The sequence below is a fragment of the Cupriavidus sp. 05T42 genome, from assembly GCF_056396345.1.
The window spans coordinates 54,750-71,252 of record NZ_JBFTLH010000013.1; the positions used below are offsets into that span (position 1 = coordinate 54,750).

A 16,503-nucleotide genomic window follows, 5' to 3' on the forward strand; every position below is an offset into this window, starting at 1 on the left:
GCGCTCCGGTTCAGGTCTTGGCCGGGGCCGGGGGGGCACTGGCCGGGGCACTGACGGGGCGGCTGCCCTCGCCGACCGCCGCCGGCGGGGCCTCGCCGGTCACGCGCACCGGTGCGCCGGCCGCCAGCTTGCCGGCGCCGTCCACCACCACGGTCTCGTTCGGCTCGAGCCCCTTGGCGATGCGCCACATCGAGCCGGACAGCTCGCCCACCATCACCGGCCGCGGCTGGGCCTTGTTGTCCTTGTCCACCACGTAGACCAGATCGCCCTTGGGGCCATGCATGACCGCGCGCTGCGGCACGACGATGGCGCCGGGCCGGCTCGCGCCACTGACCAGCACGCGCACGAACTGGCCGGGCCGCAGCTGGCCGCCCGGGTTCGGCATCAGCGCGCGCACGAGGTAGGTGCCAGTGTTCTGGTTGTACGTGGCATCGGCGAAGGTGATGCGGCCCTTTTGTGGGTACTCGCTGCCATCGGCCATGATCACGGTCACCGTGTATTGATCGTCGTGCGGCACCACCAGCGACTTCGCCTCGCGCTGGGCGCGGAACTCGAGCGTCTGGGGCTCGGAGATGCTGAAGTTGATCCGCATCGGCTGGAGCGTGGAGACCGTGGTCAGCAGGCTGTTGGACGTGCTGACATAGGCACCCACCGGCAGCACGGCGAAGCTGGACACGCCATCCACGGGCGAGCGCACGTAGGTGTAGGACAGGTTCAGTTCCTGGGTCTTCACCTCGGCCTGGGCCTGCTCCACGCCGGCGGCGGCCTCGTGGAAGTTGCCGTTGGCGTCGTCGAGATCCTTCTGCGAGAGCGCGTTGCGCGCCGCCAGCGGCTTCACACGGGCGAGGTTGGCGCGGGCCACCTCGAACCGGGCCTTCTGCTGGGCCAGCTGCGCCCGGGCGGCGTCCAGCTGGACCTGGAACGGCTTGTGGTCGATCTCGAACAGCAGCTGGTTTTCCTTGACCACCGCGCCTTCGGTGTAGTTGCGCTTGATCAGGAAGCCGGCCACGCGGGCGCGGATATCGACGGCCTGGTCGCTCTCGGTCTGGCCGACGAAATCGAAGGTCACGGGCAGGTCCTGCGCCGCMGTCTTGACCACCTGCACCGGCACGGCCTGCTGGGCTGCCGGCGGGGGTTCGGATTTCTTGCAGGCACCCAGGCCGAGCGCGGCAACGGCCAGGACGATGGGGAAAACCAGTTTCATGTGCCGCTCCGCTGCGGTTGGGTCTCGCTGCGCGGCGGCGTGCCGCACAACGTGCGTGTGGGCAGGTTAAAGCGGCGTCGGCGGCGCCACCATTCAATCTTTTCGTCGCCGCCTTCAACAAAATCGTTCGATGCAGTCTCTGCAGACAGGCGGGTTCGAGACTGCGCGCGATCAGCGCCGGAAGCCGTGGAAGCGACCGCCTCCGCCGCCGAATCCGCCGCCACCGAAGCGCCCGCCCCCGCCCTGGAAGCCGCCCCCGCGGCCCTGCCACTGCTGCGCGGAATTGCCGAAGCGTTGCTGGCCGACATCGCGCGCCTGGCGCTGCTGGTCGAGCCGGTTCTGCACGTCGCTGTTTGGCTGCACCGGCTGCCAGCCGTTGGGGGTGTGCTGCTGCCAGCCATCGTCGGTGCGCTGGTAGACGTTGCCGTCGTGGCCGGCGTAGACGTTGCCGTTGTTCCACGCCACGGCGTTGTTCTTGTTCGGATTGACCACCACACCGCGGCTGCCGGCGGTGTGGTCGCCGGTCTGGGTGTTGCCGGCCACGCCGAACTCGGCGGCGCCAGCCCGGCCGGTTTGCGCGTTGTAGCCCGCCACCTGCCGGCCGCCCGCGTAGTTGCCCGTGTACTCGTTGCCGACCACGCCGCCGCGCCCGGCGCCTTCGCGCCCGGTGGATGGATTCGAGAACGAGCCCTGCCGCCCGGCGGCGTAGTCGCCCGAATACGGATTGAATGCGGCGCCCCGGCTGCCCTGGTAGCGCGCGCCGGTGGCCGGGTTGTAGCCGGACCCCGCCGTGCCGCGCCACTGGGTGCCGGTCCACGCGTTCCAGCCCTGGGCGTGCGTGACCGTGCCCTGGCCCCATCGGCCATAGAAATTCGCCTGATTCACGTTGACGTAGTTCCAGCCGTAGCCGCCGCCCCACCAGTACGGGCCCCAGTACGGCGACGCCGCGCCCCAGATGGCGCCGGCCGCGAAGCCGAACGCGAAGCCCTCGGTCACGCCCACGGCAAACCCGGCGCCATAGCCGTAGGTGGCGGGGTAACCGTAGTAGTAGGCGCCCACATAGGGCGGATAGACATAGCCGGTGCCGTAGACCACGGTGCCGTCCGGGTTGACCACCACGCCCATGTAGCCCGGGGTGTAGCCGACCACCACCGCCTCAGGCGTGACCGAGTAGACCCGCACGTAGGTGACGTAGTAGATCGGCGAACTCGGCGGGATGGTGTAGATGGCGGACGGCACCTCGGTGGCCACATGCCACGGTCCGCCCGGCACGCTCGCCGTGAACCAGACGCCGTTGGCCACGGCGTAGTAATGGTTGCTATCCACCTCGATCACCGGCGTGCCCGTGTTCACCGCGTATTGCAGCGAGGTGCCGGTGATCGGCACGAACTTCGGCGTGCCGTCATAGACCACGGCCACCGTGGCCTTGGCCCGCGCCACCGATGCCGTCTGCGGAATCGTGGCGGCGATCTCGGCCTCGCGCGCCTGCGGCGTGCCCGGCACCGAGACCAGCACGTTGGCCTTGGGATCCTGCGGGGAGATCTTGGCGAAGTCGGCCGGTAGCTGATTGCCAGCCACGTGCGTCCACGGCCCGGTCAGCATTGGCGCGCGGAACCAGCGGCCCGAGAGCAGCACGTAAGACTGGTTGGTGGATGGATCGACGAAGACCGCGTGATCGGCGTTGGACACCGTGAGCAGGCTGGTGCCGCCCACCGGGGTCATCTTCGGCTCGCCGCTGGTGACGATCAGTTCGGCCGGCTGCGTGGCCAGCAGCACGGCCGGCGCCTGCGCGGGCGGCTTGCCGCTGGCCGGCAACATCGGATCGGGCTTCGGCTCGGCCTTGTTTGCCTGGATCTTGCTGGCCGCGCCGAGCAGGGCCGCCGGCGGCGACGGCACCACGGCCCACGCGCCGCCCGCCGACTCGGACTTGTACCAGTAACCGGCGGCGTTGAGCCAAAGCTCCCCGCCCGCTTCGCGCAACAGCAGGGCGCGGCTGTTGATCGCCCGCTCCAGCGACGTGCCGCCCACGGCGCGCCACGCGGGTTCACCATCGACATGCACCAGCAAGGTCGGCGTGGTGGCGAACAGGATCTGCGGCACGTCGTTCTTCACCGGCACGCGCACCGCGCGGCCCAGTTGCTGGGACACCGCGTAGCTGGCCTGCAGTTGATCCAGCGGCACCGTCAGCCCCTTGGCCGGCAGCCGCGCGATGACCGCCTGGCGCACCGTGTCGGCCGCGTCGGGGCGGGTGGGGACCTCCACGCTTTCGATCTCGATCTGGGAGAGCTGGACCAGCGCCGAGGGCTTGTCGATGTCGGCCGTCGCGGAGAAATGCACCACGCCGTAGGTCGGCGTGCCGTCGCGCGGGCCCACCGCCACGGCGGCGCGGCCCGACATGCGGGTGCCATCCCATTTCTCGATTTCTGGCTGATAGAGCTCGATGTGGTCGCCGGCGGTATCAAAGTTGCGCGGCCACGTGAGTGGCGTGAGCGGCGAGCGCGCCGGCGGCTGTGCAGCCAGGATTGGCGCGGTGGCGCCCAGCAAGGCCAGGGCGACCATCGCCCGGCAGGACAACCCACGCATGAAGCGGAACGACATGGCGACTCCGTCGAATTGCGCAGCATCCGGCACAAGCGGGMTGCTGAGAGGAATCTAATGGAGGCGCTCAGACGGGACAATCCCTGTCGAAAACATTCATTTCGTACGTTGAATCCGCGCAGATCACCGCAGCACTGGGTACGGTTTGGACCGCCCGGCCTGAGGCCAGGTGTGCATCTTGCTTCGCTTGAAAATCCTCTGAATCTGGCACCCTGCCCTTGAAGCCGCGTTATGCCAGCCTCACCTTCCTCGGATAACTACGATGCCTAAGGCCATCCGATGAGCGCCCTGCCGCCCCGCCGTTCGATTCTCTTTGCCGCCTCCATCACGGCGCTGCTGCATGGCTATATCGGCGTGCGGCTGTTGCCGGACCTGCCCGTGCCGATGGCCGTGGCCTGCCTGGGCGCGCTCTGGCTCGTCATCTCGGCCCTGCTGCTGCCCACCGCGCTGCTGGCACGGCGCCTGACGCCGCCCTGGGCGGACCGGGTTTCCTGGCTCGGCATGCTGGCGATGGGATTTTTCTCAACGCTGCTGATCCTGACCGTGGCGCGCGACCTGTTCCTGCTCGGGACGCTGGCCGTGGGCTGGCATCCGCCCGCCCTGCTGCCCGACAGCGCGGCCGCCGTGGTGGGGCTGGCGCTGCTGGTCAGCGTGATCGGCTATTTCAATGCGCGCGGGCTGGCCCGGGTGGTCGAGGTGGATGTGCCGATTCCCAATCTGCCCGAGGCGCTGCACGGCTTCACGATCGCCCAGATCAGCGACATCCACGTCGGCCCGACGATCAAGAAGCCCTACCTGGACCGCATCGTGGACCGCGTGAACCAGCTGCAGGCCGATGCGGTGGCCGTGACCGGCGACCTCGTGGACGGCACCGTGCGCGAGCTGGCCGACCACACCGCACCGCTGGGCCGGCTATCGGCCAAACACGGGGCCTTCGTCGTGACCGGCAACCATGAGTACTACTCGGGCGCCGAAGCGTGGATCGTTGAACTACGCCGATTGGGCCTGCGCGTGCTGATGAACGAGCATGTGGTGGTGGAGCGGGACGGCGCAGCGCTGGTGCTGGGCGGCGTGACCGACTATTCGGCAGGCCACTTCATCGATAGCCATCGCAGCGACCCGGTGCAGGCGCTGGCCGGCGCGCCGGCGCACGCGGCGGTGCGGGTGCTGCTGGCCCACCAGCCACGTACCGCACCGGCGGCAGCGGCGGCCGGCTTCCAGCTGCAATTGTCCGGACATACCMATGGCGGGCAGTTCTGGCCGTGGAACCTGTTCGTGCCGATGCAGCAGCCCTACGTGCATGGGCTGAACCGGCATGAAAACCTGTGGGTGTATGTGAGCCGCGGTACGGGCTACTGGGGGCCACCGAAACGCTTCGGGGCGCCTTCGGAGATCACGAAGGTGAGGCTGGTGCGGGGGTGATGCGGGGGTGATGCCTGCGGATTCCCCTCCCCCGCGCGGGAGAGGGGAATCCCACGATCAACGTACGATCGGCTTGTAGCGGATGCGCTTCGGCTTGGCGCCTTCCTCGCCGAGGCGGCGCTTCTTGTCCGCCTCGTATTCCTGGTAGTTGCCGGGGAAGAATTCCACGTGGGAATCGCCCTCGAACGCCAGGATGTGCGTGGCGATGCGGTCCAGGAACCAGCGATCATGCGAGATCACCATCACGCAGCCCGCGAATTCCAGCAGCGCATCTTCCAGCGCGCGCAGCGTTTCCACGTCGAGATCGTTCGACGGTTCATCGAGCAGCAGCACGTTGCCACCCGCGATGAGCGTCTTGGCCATGTGCAGCCGGCCGCGCTCGCCGCCGGAGAGCGTGCCCACATGCTTCTGCTGGTCGCCGCCCTTGAAGTTGAAGCGGCCGATGTAGGCGCGCGACGGTGTCTCGTAGCGGCCCACGGTCAGCACGTCCGAACCGCCCGAGATTTCCTCGAACACGGTCTTGTTCGGATCCAGCGCATCGCGGCTCTGGTCGACGAACGCCATCTTCACGGTCGGCCCGATCTTGATCTCGCCGCTATCCGGCTGCTCCTTGCCGGTCAGCATGCGGAAGAAGGTGGACTTGCCGGCGCCGTTCGGCCCGATGATGCCGACGATCGCGCCCGGCGGCACCTTGAAGCTCAGGTTGTCGATCAGCAGGCGGTCGCCATAGCCCTTGCTCACGCCGTCGAACTCGATGACCTCGTTGCCGAGGCGCTCGCCCACGGGGATGAAAATCTCCTGGGTTTCGTTGCGCTTCTGGTATTCCTGGCTGTTCAGTTCGTCGAACCGCGCCAGACGCGCCTTCGACTTGGCCTGCCGGCCCTTCGGGTTCTGGCGCACCCACTCCAGTTCCTTGTTCAGTGCCTTCTGGCGCGCCGACTCGGTCGACTCTTCCTGCTTCAGGCGCTGCTCCTTCTGGTCCAGCCACGAGCTGTAGTTGCCCTTCCACGGAATGCCGTGTCCGCGATCCAGCTCCAGGATCCATTCGGCGGCGTTGTCGAGGAAGTAGCGATCGTGGGTCACGGCCACCACGGTGCCCGGGAAGCGCGTGAGGAACTGTTCGAGCCAGTCCACGGACTCGGCGTCCAGGTGGTTGGTCGGTTCGTCGAGCAGCAGCATGTCCGGGCGCGACAGCAGCAGGCGGCACAGCGCCACGCGGCGCTTCTCGCCACCGGACAGATGGCCGACCTTGGCTTCCCACGGCGGCAGGCGCAGCGCATCGGCGGCGATATCGAGCTGGAGGTCGACGTTGTTGCCGTCGCTGGCGGCCAGGATGGCCTCGTATTTCGCCTGATCGGCGGCCAGGGCGTCGAAATCGGCGTCCGGCTCGGCATAGGCCGCGTAGATCTCGTCGAGCTTCTTGCGCGCCTCGAACACGCCGCCGAGCGCCTCTTCCACGGACTCGCGCACGGTCTGCTCAGGGTCGAGCTGCGGTTCCTGCGGCAGGTAGCCGATGTTCAGGTTCGGCATCGGCGTGGCTTCGCCCTCGATCTCCTTGTCCAGGCCAGCCATGATCTTCAGCACCGTGGACTTGCCCGAGCCGTTCAGGCCCAGCACGCCAATCTTGGCGCCGGGGAAGAAGGACAGCGAAATGTCCTTGAGAATGTGACGCTTGGGCGGAACGATCTTGCCCACGCGATTCATGGTGAAAACGTACTGTGCCATGGAGGTGTGCGGTGTGTGACTAGGAATGGCGGGAGTGTAGCAGGCGGATGGGCGGGGCCGGCGTGCCGCGGGCACGGCAAAAATGGCGCCCAATTTCAGACTCGTCTCATTGCAGAGGCAAGGAGCGGTTCGGAGAATCAGGCGGGTTCACCACTGGATCGGACCCGACATGGCAAAACTATTGCGCCGCAGCGGCGCGGCAATGGGCGCGCAAATCACGCTCTTCGCTGGAAACCAACTCCCTTTCAGGGTCTCGGGCCTGGGCCCGAACCGCAGGCATCTCGCCTTCCGGAGCAGCGACTCCACCTTGAGAATCCTCCCGCTCAAGGTCAATGACCGGGATATCGAGCAACAACTGAAGATCGAAGTCAGCGAAACCGGCATCGTGAGCCGGCGGGTGGTGCATGTCGATGCCTATATATATGGCACCACCCAGCGGGATGCGAATACGCCGAGGCTGACGGTGGAGGTGTTGCCAAGGCTTGAGTTGCCAGACGCGGGGACCGAGGCGGGGATTTTGACGCGGATGTTGGTGGTGGAGAACGCGAACCCCGATAGCGACAAATTCAGCAGTCTGGATGAGGCGCTCAAGTGCATGCAATGGATGGTGCATGTCATGCGTAATCGGCTACGCCTCGGGGCAACACATTTTGCAGCGCGCGGTGCCACCAGCTTGACCGATCTTATCAAGGCACCCAATCAGGTAGAGGGTTTCGAAAGCTACCCGATCATTGCGGACCGTCCGGCGCTTCTGCTGAACAAAACCATGAACATTGCGAACGACGGTACGCACGCAAAAAACGCGGCCTTCCGAACCTACGTGGAAAATGCGATAGCGGTCGCCAGTGGAAAGCATTTTGGAAACGACCCATCTGCCGGCGAGATGTACGCATGGCGAACGCTTCCGTCAAAGCCACCGGGGCCCAATTTCGAGCCATTTCAACAACTTGGAGGCCAGCAGTTCTACACATTGACCAAGTCGTTTCTTGCGCAGTTGAATGCCAAAAAATAGGGCGACTTCCATGAGAAAGACAATCCTGGCTCTCTTGGCCTTCTGCTCGATAAATGCCATGGCCAAAGACAAGCTACCGGACGCCGTTTCGGAAACCGCAACGGGACGCACAAGAGCTTCGACGAACCCCTATTACAGGGATCCCGCTAAAGCCATTCGCTATCTGGTCGCCAGTAGCGGCAAGAACCAACAGCGCAATCGATTTTGCACTGTTGGCTACAGGATGCCGCAAGGATATTTGGTGGTCTGGACCTTGTGGGAGGAGGAGCGAACCCTCCTGCTCTGGCGAGGAAGCTCTGACGCGGACATGCGGCTGGCCGGCTTGGCAATGGCGCGCCACAGCCTAATGCTCGGCCGCGACACCGTAGCCACCGAGAACGACATCAAGGGCAGCACCTATCTCGTCACAGTCGACTGGTGGATCTCCATCGCCGATGACTGCCGCAAGCACGGCGAGCAGTACGAAATCGAGCCGTTCGCGATCAGGGAGCCGCGTCAATGAAAATAGCGCCTTGGGGCTTCCTGCTATTCGCACTTCTAGGGTGGAGCAGTACACAAGCGAATCATGATCTACCTGATGCTGTTGCCGGCAATGCCTCCGGGCGATTCAGAGTCTCCGCTGATCCGGGCTACCTAGACCCAAGGGCGACAATCAAGTACCTCCTCGCGATAGAGAGAGCAAACCGAGAGCGGAATCGCTTTTGTGTCGTGGGCTATAAATTCCCCAGCGGCAACGAACTGGCCTGGGTGGTCTGGGAAGAAAAACGGCTGATGATGCTCTGGGACCCCAGCCTTTACGCCGACACCCGCTTGAAAGCCCTGACGATGGCCCGCCGAAATCTCAAACTCGGCCGCGACACTGTTGCMACCGAGAACGACATCAACGGCAGCACGTATATCGTCACGGTGGACTGGTGGATCTCCATCGCCGATGACTGTCGCAAGCATGGCGAGCAGTACGAAATCGAGCCGTTCCGGATTGCCCCGTCGAAAACCAGCGATCCACGCTGATTCGTGGGCATCGTTACAATGTCGCCTTTGTCCCGCGAATCCCGCGAGGCGTCCGACACTCGGTCCGAATTGCCATGAAAGCTGCTCTTACCCTCAAGTTCAAGTGCAAGAAGTGCACCAAACCCGTCACACTGTATCTGCAAAAGACGTCGGCCTGCTCGCACATCCTGCCGTACCAGGGTTTCTGCAAGTGCGGCGAGATGATGCGCCATGCCACCGGGGACAAGGACGCCGTCGAGTCGTTCGTCAACTCGGTGGATAACAGCTGGATGCACCATCACCATCATCACCACTAAATAGGAAGGGTCTGTGAGCGAAGGCTGGCGCCCCGGCGTGAAGGATCCGATGCGCTTCCTGGGTGGTTATCCGCCCGGGGTGCTCGACCAGGTGCGCGCGCTGATCGCGGCGGGCGGGTTGGGGGATCACCTCGCGCGGCGCTATCCGGCGCCGCACACGGTCCAGACGGATCGCGCGCTGTACGACTACACGTCGGACATCAAGCAGGAATACCTGCGCAGCGCGCCGCCGCTGCACAAGGTGGGCTACGACGCGCGCCTCGACACCGCGCAGCACGCGCTCGGCCTGCACACCGCCATCTCGCGCGTGCAGGGCGGCAAGCTCAAGGCCAAGAAGGAAATCCGCGTGGCGTCGCTGTTCAAGGAGGCGCCGGCGGACTTTCTCCGCATGATCGTCGTCCACGAACTGGCCCACCTGAAAGAGAGCGACCACAACAAGGCGTTCTATCGGCTCTGCGAGCACATGGAGCCACGCTATCACCAGCTCGAATTCGACACGCGGCTATTCCTGGCGTGGCGCGAGCTGGAGAAAACCGGCAAGACGCCAGACTGAGGCGGCTCGCCGGCCTCCCCCGGCCTGAATTGCAACAGCCTAGTCGCAGGTGTAGCGGAAGTTATCGTTCAGCTTCAGCGGCAAGACCACCGTGCGCAGGTTCAGCGCCTGAGCCTTCGCGCAGAGCGTCGGGCGCCGCGCGGGGTCCTTCCATTTCGCCGCATATTCCACATTGAAAACGGCCTTGCCCTGCGTGGTGAACGCCGCGTAGACCCCGCATTCGTTGTACTGGAAGCACTGCTCGTTGACCGCGAAATCGAAATCGCCGGCAAGCTGGGCGACCTGATCGATATCGTTCTTGAGCCCGATGGCCAGCCCGCGCGCGTGGGCCTCGGTGGCCAGAAAGCGGTTGTAGTCGAGCTGCGTCGCGGCCGTCAACGGCACGCCGGGGTTGTTGGTGTAGCCGTCGACATTGTCCGTGTCGATGCCATCGCACCCCTTCGCCTTCGCCAGATCCATCCGCGCCGTCATGATCTTGCGGACGTTGGCGGAACGGGTGTCGAGCCAGCGCTCGCCTGCCCAGCCATCGAGCTGATGGCCCTGGTCGGCGGCCGTGAATTGAGAGTAATCCGAACGCCAGTTCTCGCTGCTACCGGCGGAGAAGTAGCAGACCACGCGCTTGCCTTGGGACTTCAGCGTGTCGATGGTGGCCTGCGGGGTGTCGAAGAGGTCGAAATCGAACACGACGGCGTTGTACGACGTGTTGAGCTTGCCCTGAAGCTGGAGTTGCCACGTGTCCGTCACGGCCGGCATCCAGCGCGTTGTGGGGAGTACGCTGGCGCTGGCGGTGGACTTGCTCGTCGTGGCGGCAGCGTCCGAGACGCGGACGACCGAACCGCCGTCGTCATCGCCCCCACCGCCGCAGGCGGCAAGCGTTGCCACGGCCACCGCCGCGGCGAGGCGCGCGAGGTCGCCCATGCCCTGATTGTTATCCATCATTGACCCTTCCTGTTGTTATCCCAACTGTATGCGGCACATTATGCGTGCAACCATGGGCGATCAGGCAAGGGGGTCGGCATCGGCGGCACGGCGCTTGACGCGCGGCCGTTTTGGGGCGCTTGCGGCACGGCGTGCTGTCGGCTCGGCGGGCGCGCCGCCGGGGCTCATCTGCTCGAGCCACGCCAGGCCATCGACATAGGACAAGAAACGCTGGAAATAGCCCGGCGATACGTCCTGCATCAGCGCAAGTGCGCCATGCACAAGATGATTCGTATTGAGCGGCCCGGCGTTCGCCGGCACGCTGTCCAGTGCCGCGCGCAACTGGCGGTCGGCGCTGACGCGCGCCCAACTGTCGCGGAAATAGTCGATCAGGGCCGGCGCCGGCTCGGGACCGCGTTGCGCGCCAGCGACAGGTGGCAGCGCACTGGCCGAGGACCGCGCAGCGATGTATTCCACGAGTCCGCCGAGCGGGCTGGCGTCTGGCTTGGCCGGCCGGTCAGCGCGTGGGGCGGCTTGCGTGAGGGCATCGCCAAAGGACGCCACGAGGTGCGCAAGCCGTGCATCGAGCAGTTCGCGCGCTTCGCCATGCTGGGTCGCCGAGCGCCGCGCCAGCGCTTCCAGGAATCGGAAGCGCACCGCGTCGATCCGTTCGGCGCCGCGCTCGCGCCAGGCGGCGAGGCGGGCGCGCGGATCCTGGCGCGGGTCCTGGTGCGGGTCCTGGTGCGGGTCCAATTCAGCCATGAGACTTTGCCGCACCCGTGGACACTCTCGGAATCGGCGCGATCTCCACGCGGCGGTTTTTGGCGCGGCTCGCGACGTCGGCATTCGGCACCACCGGCTGCTCGGCGCCGAACGCGGCAGAGAACACCATCGCGGCGGGAATGCCCGCATCGATTAGCGCGCGCGTCACAGTCAGTGCGCGCTGGGCAGACAATTCCCAATTGTCGGCAAAGCGGCGATTGCTGTCGCGCACCTGGGTGTCATCGGTATAGCCGCTCACCATCAGGATCTCGTCGCGCGCATGCAGATAGGCCCCCAGCGGCGCAGCGAGCCCCTTCAGCAACTCGCGCCCTTCTGGCTGCAACTGGTCCGAATTCACCGCGAACAGCACGTTCCCGCTGATACCGATGCGCCCGTTCACGAGCGTCACGCGGCCCGCCGAAAGCGGCCCCGCCAGCGCCTTCTCGAGCGTCTCGCGCCGCTGCATCTCCTCCTGCCGCTGCTTGACCTCGGCTTCGAGCCGGGCCGACAGCTCCATCTGGAAGCCGATCACCCCAAGCAAAATCAGCACGAAGCCGCCCAGTAGCACCGACATCAGGTCACCGAAGACGGCCCAGACGGGCGCCGTTGACTCCACGCCGGCGTCGAGGTCCTCACTCATGCGGCCTCCGCGCCCGGTCCGTTGGCCGCGCCCGGCGCTGCCAGCCGTTGCAGGTCTTCCAGGATTTGCTTCTGCGACAGCATGCTGAGATCGACCACTTCCCGCGCCTGCGCCACGTAGTAGGCGAGCTGCTCGTCGCTGCGCGTCATCGACTTGTCGAGCGCAGCCTCGATGCGTTCCAAATGCGCGACCAACTGCCCGTTGGCATCGCTGAACACCTGCACGGCGGCGCCGAACGACTCGCCAAGGCTGGCGGTCTCGACGGCGCTGCACGACACCTGCGCGGCAATCGTCGCCATGCGTCMGGATTMGGACTCGACCGTCTCGGCAAACCGGGCGCCGACGCGCTCAAGCAGCTCCGCCGTGGTCGTCACGAGGCCGTCAACCGCGGCGCGCTGGCCGGTGGAGGCATGGTTCACGGCATCGAGCATCGTCTCCAGCGATGCCAGCAGGCGCCCACGTTCGGCGAGCATCGCGTTGTCGCGCGCGAGGCCGTCGGAGAGCTTCTCCCGCAGTTCCTCGATGATGGCGGCCGCTGCCTTGGGGGCCGCCGTCGTGGCCTCGACGAGGCGAGACACTTCCGCAATCGTCTCACTGGCCTGGGCTTGCGTCTGCGTGGCGATGGCGGCGGCCATGGCGCCGAGCGCTTCGGTCCACGCGGCCAGGCGCTGTTCGTCGCGAGCCAGCAACTGGGCCTGAAGATCGGCGTGCGACTGGCTCACCGTCGCCGCCAGCGATGCTGATTGCAATGCGAAACTGGCCGAAGTGCCAGCCAGTGCTTGCTGGTTCTCGCGTACCAGGGCTTCACCGAAGGTATCGAGCGATTGGCGGAGGTCGCGCGTCAGGGCTTCGCTTGCGTGTCGATGGTCGCCCAAGGCCTGCTGCCAGACATCGGCGACATTGGCAGTGGTTGTCGCGAACTGGGTCGAGATGCCTTCGAGTTGTTGCTGCACCGTCCCAGAGACGGTCTCGCGCAATGCCGACATCTCCTGCGCGAGACCGGCCATCGTCTCCCTGACGGCGGGCTCGACCACCGCGCTGACTACGCGCGCGCTCTCGGCAATACTGGATTTCAAGCTTTCTTCGACGGAGGACGCCAGCCGCGTGTAAGTCGCTTCGGTCGAACCGTGAAACGCCTCCTGGCCCGCGGCAAGGCGCTCGGCCAGGGTCCGGCTCTGGCGCTCCATCGTGGCCATCATGTCTTGCAGACGGTCGACCAGCGTCGGCATGACCTCGGCCTGACGCTGCACGAGCCGGAACATCTCATCGCGCTGATGGCTGCGCGAGAACGGGCGCAGCGTGGTGGCGATGCGGGTGTCGAGTTGCCGCACGGCTTCGATGCGCTCGCGCCGACACAGCGCCGCGATCAGGCCCAGCATCGCCGACGTGGCAACGCCCGCGACCGAGGTACCGAACGCGAAACCCAGCCCCTTCACCGGTGCCGCCAGCGAAGCACGCATGGCTTGCAGGTCCGTCGCCCCTTCCAGTGCCATGCCCGTGCCGCGCAGCGTGGCCACCATGCCGAGGAAAGTGCCGAACATGCCGAGCAGGACTAGCAATCCGACGAGATACGGCGTCAGCGTCGGCGCGGGGAGCGTCACGCGCTCGCCCTCGACGCGCAGCCGGACGGCATCGCGCAGACCGGCTGGAAGCGTGTCCAGCCACTGGCCGAGACCCGCCGGTTTCTCGGACAAATTCGAGACCGCATGCGCCAGCGAGGCCGTCGCCTGCCGATAGCACTGGAGTTCGAACGCGCCAGTCACGTAGAAGGCACCGATCACCAACGTCACGGCGAGGGCGAGCGCGTTCGCGCCCGCGTAGCCGGCACCGATCCAGCAAACCACGGCGAGACCGGCAACAAAAGCGACGATATKGGGAAGAATTCTGTTCATGTCTATGCAGTTAGCCAGCGCGCAGGGCGGCGAGCAGCCCTTCGACCGGTTCAAAACGGATGTCCAGTTCGGCAAGCAGGACAGCCTGCATGTCTTTGCGGAACTGCGTGAGCCAGGCGCCGGGCGCATGCTCATGGGCTTGGCGCAAGTGCTCGAAATGGGTTTCCAACAGCGCCGGCACGCTCGCCAGCAGGCTCTGCTCGCGCGCACCCACCACGCGCTCCATGACGGTATCCACCATCGCCAGCTTCGCCATCGCGGGCTGCCGGGCGGTCAGCGCCTTGCGTAGCCGGCCTCGCAATATGCCGATTTCCGTCGCCATGGTTTGTTGCGTGGTCAGATAGCGGTGGCGATAGACAGCAAAATCGACCGTGGCGTCAGGCGACTCCGCCGGCACGGCTGGGCGCCCCGGCCCACGACGCCGCGCGCTTGATGTGCCGTCATCGACAATCGCATTGGCCAGCGCCGCGCGCACGCGCACGGCATCACGCGCCTCGGCATTCCCCGGGCGCGGCGGCAGCGACGATCCCGGCACTGGATGGCTGGTAAGTGCGGCGGACAGCGCGATGGCATCCGTCCACCCGAGCCATTGGCTTAGCTGGTGGGAGAGGGAACTGGTAGGTTCCGCAGCATCGACGTGGATCAGGCGAGACAGGAGCCGAACGAGCGTCGGGCCGCTATGGGCAGTGCGCCGTGGCAGATGGGACATACCGCCGGTTTCCGATCGAAAAACCAAGCAGTTTACAACGGACAAGGGGTTACAGCGCTTGCTGTAACCCCTTGTTTTATCTGGTGCCGGCTGCAGGACTCGAACCCGCCACCTGATGATTACAAATCAATGAAAAAACGTATTCCCCGGTGTTGACCGGTGCTCATGTAGGCATCACAAACCCATATTTCACAAGTAATATCTGATACACCTGATGATTTTTCATGTTGACCAGTGTTGACCGATTGCTACACAATTTGCCTACATGGCGCCTACACGGAAAAAGAGCGAGCGATGGCAAAGGTTAACTTTACGGCAGAGAGGGTGTCCTCATTCGAGGCTGCTCCCGGCAAGACACAGACGATTTACTGGGACGCCAAGGCGGCGGGGCTGGGCCTGCGCGTGACCCCCAACGGGGCGCGCTCGTACATCTTCGAGTCTCGCCTGTTTGGCAAGACCATCCGCGTAACCATTGGCACCGCTCAGGCGTGGCCGCTTGCCAAGGCTCGCACCGAGGCCGCCCGCTTGAAGACCAATATTGACAGCGGCCTCGACCCCCGCGAGCTGGCCGCCGAGCAACAAGCAGCACACTCCGCCCGAAAAGCAGAAGCGGAACGCCAAAGCGTGACCTTTTCTGACGGATGGGATGCCTATCTCACCGACCTACAGAAGAAGGTCTCTCCCAAGACCAAAAAGCCGCGCAGCTCGCAATACATCGAGGACCATCGCAAGCTGGCGGCGGCAGGCGGCGCGGAAAAGAAACGTGGTAAGGGGCTGACTTCGCAAGGCCCGCTCTACCCGCTCATGCAAGTGAAACTGTCGGAAATGACAGGAGCGAAGATTGCTTCATGGCTGGAAGATGAAGTGGTCGAACGCCCGACCAGCGCCGCCTACGCTTACCGCATGCTCAAGGCTTGGGCACGGTGGAGCGAAGGCCAGGAACAATTCTCCGGCCTGATTCCGGCTGACTGCTATTCCTCTCAGAAGGTGACGGCCCTACTGCCAAGCGCAGGCACCAAGGAGGGCGACAGTCTGCAACGTGAGCAACTGGAGGTATGGTTTGCCGCCGTGCGAGCCCTGAATAACCCAGTCATCTCGGCATATCTGCAAGGCTTGCTCATCAACGGCCCGCGTCGCGAAGAGATGGCCGAACTGAAGTGGGAAGACGTCGATTTCGATTGGAACAGCATCACACTACGCGACAAGATAGAAGGCTCTCGCACCATCCCACTGACGCCCTATTTCCGTTCGCTGCTACTGGACCTCAAGCGCGTCAATGACACACCACCAAGCCTTATCGAATTGAAGGCCATTGAAGCCGAGGGCAAAACATGGGAGCCCTCGCTCTGGGTATTCCCAAGTGCCACATCCCGAAGCGGACACATCGCGGAGCCCCGTTACGCGCATCAGACAGCAATCGAGGCTGCCGGCCTCCCCCATGTCACGCTGCACGGCCTGCGCCGCTCGTTTGGCACGCTGTCCGAATGGTGCGAGGTACCCGTGGGTATCGTTGCACAGATACAAGGCCACAAGCCCAGCGCACTCGCCGAGAAGCATTACCGCCGTCGTCCCCTGGACATGCTCCGCATGTACCATAACCGCATCGAGGCATGGATGCTCGAACAAGCGCGCATCGATTTTAAGCCGGATGAGGCGCCACAAACAACGAGCACCCCGCAAACCGCCGAACGCACATCGTTAGAATAGTCGGCGGTAGCATCTGGCCGAGCGGGCCGGTCTTTATCACGCTCCATGCGAGGG

Annotated in this window: 15 protein-coding genes; 7 read left to right on the plus strand and 8 right to left on the minus strand. The window is 65.1% G+C overall.

Annotated elements, in window-relative coordinates; genetic code table 11:
• Nucleotides 1–10: 10 nt before the first annotated feature.
• Both AC1EJR_RS18100 and AC1EJR_RS18105 read right to left on the minus strand, forming a co-directional pair.
• Nucleotides 11–1,204 carry an efflux RND transporter periplasmic adaptor subunit gene (locus AC1EJR_RS18100; protein ID WP_092299143.1) on the minus strand — a complete coding sequence of 398 codons (1,194 nt, stop codon included), beginning with the start codon at nt 1,202–1,204 and terminating at the stop codon, nt 11–13.
• A 171-nt stretch (nt 1,205–1,375) separates the two neighbouring features.
• Nucleotides 1,376–3,802 carry a carbohydrate-binding family V/XII gene (locus AC1EJR_RS18105; RefSeq protein WP_092299146.1) on the minus strand — a complete coding sequence of 809 codons (2,427 nt, stop codon included), beginning with the start codon at nt 3,800–3,802 and terminating at the stop codon, nt 1,376–1,378.
• A gap of 288 nt (nt 3,803–4,090) precedes the next feature.
• Here AC1EJR_RS18105 and AC1EJR_RS18110 point away from each other — a divergent pair, with 288 nt between their 5' ends.
• Nucleotides 4,091–5,224, plus strand: coding sequence for a metallophosphoesterase (locus tag AC1EJR_RS18110; protein WP_477147376.1), 1,134 nt, complete (start codon nt 4,091–4,093; stop codon nt 5,222–5,224).
• Nucleotides 5,225–5,281: 57 nt separating this feature from the next.
• Here AC1EJR_RS18110 and ettA read toward each other — a convergent pair whose 3' ends face one another.
• Nucleotides 5,282–6,949 carry an energy-dependent translational throttle protein EttA gene (ettA, locus tag AC1EJR_RS18115; protein ID WP_441593380.1) on the minus strand — a complete coding sequence of 556 codons (1,668 nt, stop codon included), beginning with the start codon at nt 6,947–6,949 and terminating at the stop codon, nt 5,282–5,284.
• A gap of 169 nt (nt 6,950–7,118) precedes the next feature.
• Here ettA and AC1EJR_RS18120 point away from each other — a divergent pair, with 169 nt between their 5' ends.
• The 5 genes from AC1EJR_RS18120 to AC1EJR_RS18140 all read left to right on the plus strand — a co-directional run bounded on the left by AC1EJR_RS18120 (nt 7,119) and on the right by AC1EJR_RS18140 (nt 9,821).
• The gene (locus AC1EJR_RS18120) at nt 7,119–7,961 is read left to right on the plus strand and encodes a hypothetical protein (RefSeq protein WP_092299153.1); all 843 of its coding nucleotides are present in this window, start codon (nt 7,119–7,121) and stop codon (nt 7,959–7,961) included.
• A 58-nt stretch (nt 7,962–8,019) separates the two neighbouring features.
• Nucleotides 8,020–8,463 (plus strand): hypothetical protein, encoded by a 444-nt coding sequence (locus tag AC1EJR_RS18125; RefSeq protein WP_255370935.1) that lies wholly within the window; start codon nt 8,020–8,022, stop codon nt 8,461–8,463.
• 206 nt (nt 8,464–8,669) lie between these two features.
• Nucleotides 8,670–8,972 (plus strand): hypothetical protein, encoded by a 303-nt coding sequence (locus tag AC1EJR_RS18130; RefSeq protein ID WP_255370936.1) that lies wholly within the window; start codon nt 8,670–8,672, stop codon nt 8,970–8,972.
• Between the two features lie 74 nt (nt 8,973–9,046).
• Nucleotides 9,047–9,268 carry a hypothetical protein gene (locus AC1EJR_RS18135; RefSeq protein WP_092299156.1) on the plus strand — a complete coding sequence of 74 codons (222 nt, stop codon included), beginning with the start codon at nt 9,047–9,049 and terminating at the stop codon, nt 9,266–9,268.
• A gap of 49 nt (nt 9,269–9,317) precedes the next feature.
• Nucleotides 9,318–9,821, plus strand: a complete 504-nt coding sequence (locus AC1EJR_RS18140; protein WP_211942914.1) for a M48 family metallopeptidase — start codon at nt 9,318–9,320, stop codon at nt 9,819–9,821.
• A gap of 39 nt (nt 9,822–9,860) precedes the next feature.
• Here the strand turns inward: AC1EJR_RS18140 and AC1EJR_RS18145 are convergent, their stop codons facing one another.
• The 5 genes from AC1EJR_RS18145 to AC1EJR_RS18165 all read right to left on the minus strand — a co-directional run bounded on the left by AC1EJR_RS18145 (nt 9,861) and on the right by AC1EJR_RS18165 (nt 14,742).
• Nucleotides 9,861–10,757, minus strand: coding sequence for an endo alpha-1,4 polygalactosaminidase (locus tag AC1EJR_RS18145; RefSeq protein WP_477113536.1), 897 nt, complete (start codon nt 10,755–10,757; stop codon nt 9,861–9,863).
• Between the two features lie 63 nt (nt 10,758–10,820).
• Nucleotides 10,821–11,501 carry a DUF2894 domain-containing protein gene (locus AC1EJR_RS18150; protein ID WP_477113515.1) on the minus strand — a complete coding sequence of 227 codons (681 nt, stop codon included), beginning with the start codon at nt 11,499–11,501 and terminating at the stop codon, nt 10,821–10,823.
• A complete protein-coding gene (locus AC1EJR_RS18155) occupies nt 11,494–12,141 on the minus strand; it encodes an OmpA family protein (protein WP_092299162.1) in 648 nt (215 codons plus the stop codon). Before AC1EJR_RS18155 ends, AC1EJR_RS18150 begins: the two co-directional genes overlap by 8 nt.
• Nucleotides 12,138–14,033 carry a DUF802 domain-containing protein gene (locus AC1EJR_RS18160; protein ID WP_477147349.1) on the minus strand — a complete coding sequence of 632 codons (1,896 nt, stop codon included), beginning with the start codon at nt 14,031–14,033 and terminating at the stop codon, nt 12,138–12,140. The genes AC1EJR_RS18155 and AC1EJR_RS18160 overlap by 4 nt, the downstream gene beginning before the upstream one ends.
• A gap of 10 nt (nt 14,034–14,043) precedes the next feature.
• On the minus strand, nt 14,044–14,742 hold the full coding sequence (locus AC1EJR_RS18165; RefSeq protein ID WP_454757370.1) for a DUF3348 domain-containing protein: 699 nt from the start codon (nt 14,740–14,742) through the stop codon (nt 14,044–14,046).
• Between the two features lie 294 nt (nt 14,743–15,036).
• Here AC1EJR_RS18165 and AC1EJR_RS18170 point away from each other — a divergent pair, with 294 nt between their 5' ends.
• The gene (locus AC1EJR_RS18170) at nt 15,037–16,449 is read left to right on the plus strand and encodes a tyrosine-type recombinase/integrase (RefSeq protein WP_477113517.1); all 1,413 of its coding nucleotides are present in this window, start codon (nt 15,037–15,039) and stop codon (nt 16,447–16,449) included.
• Nucleotides 16,450–16,503: the final 54 nt, after the last annotated feature.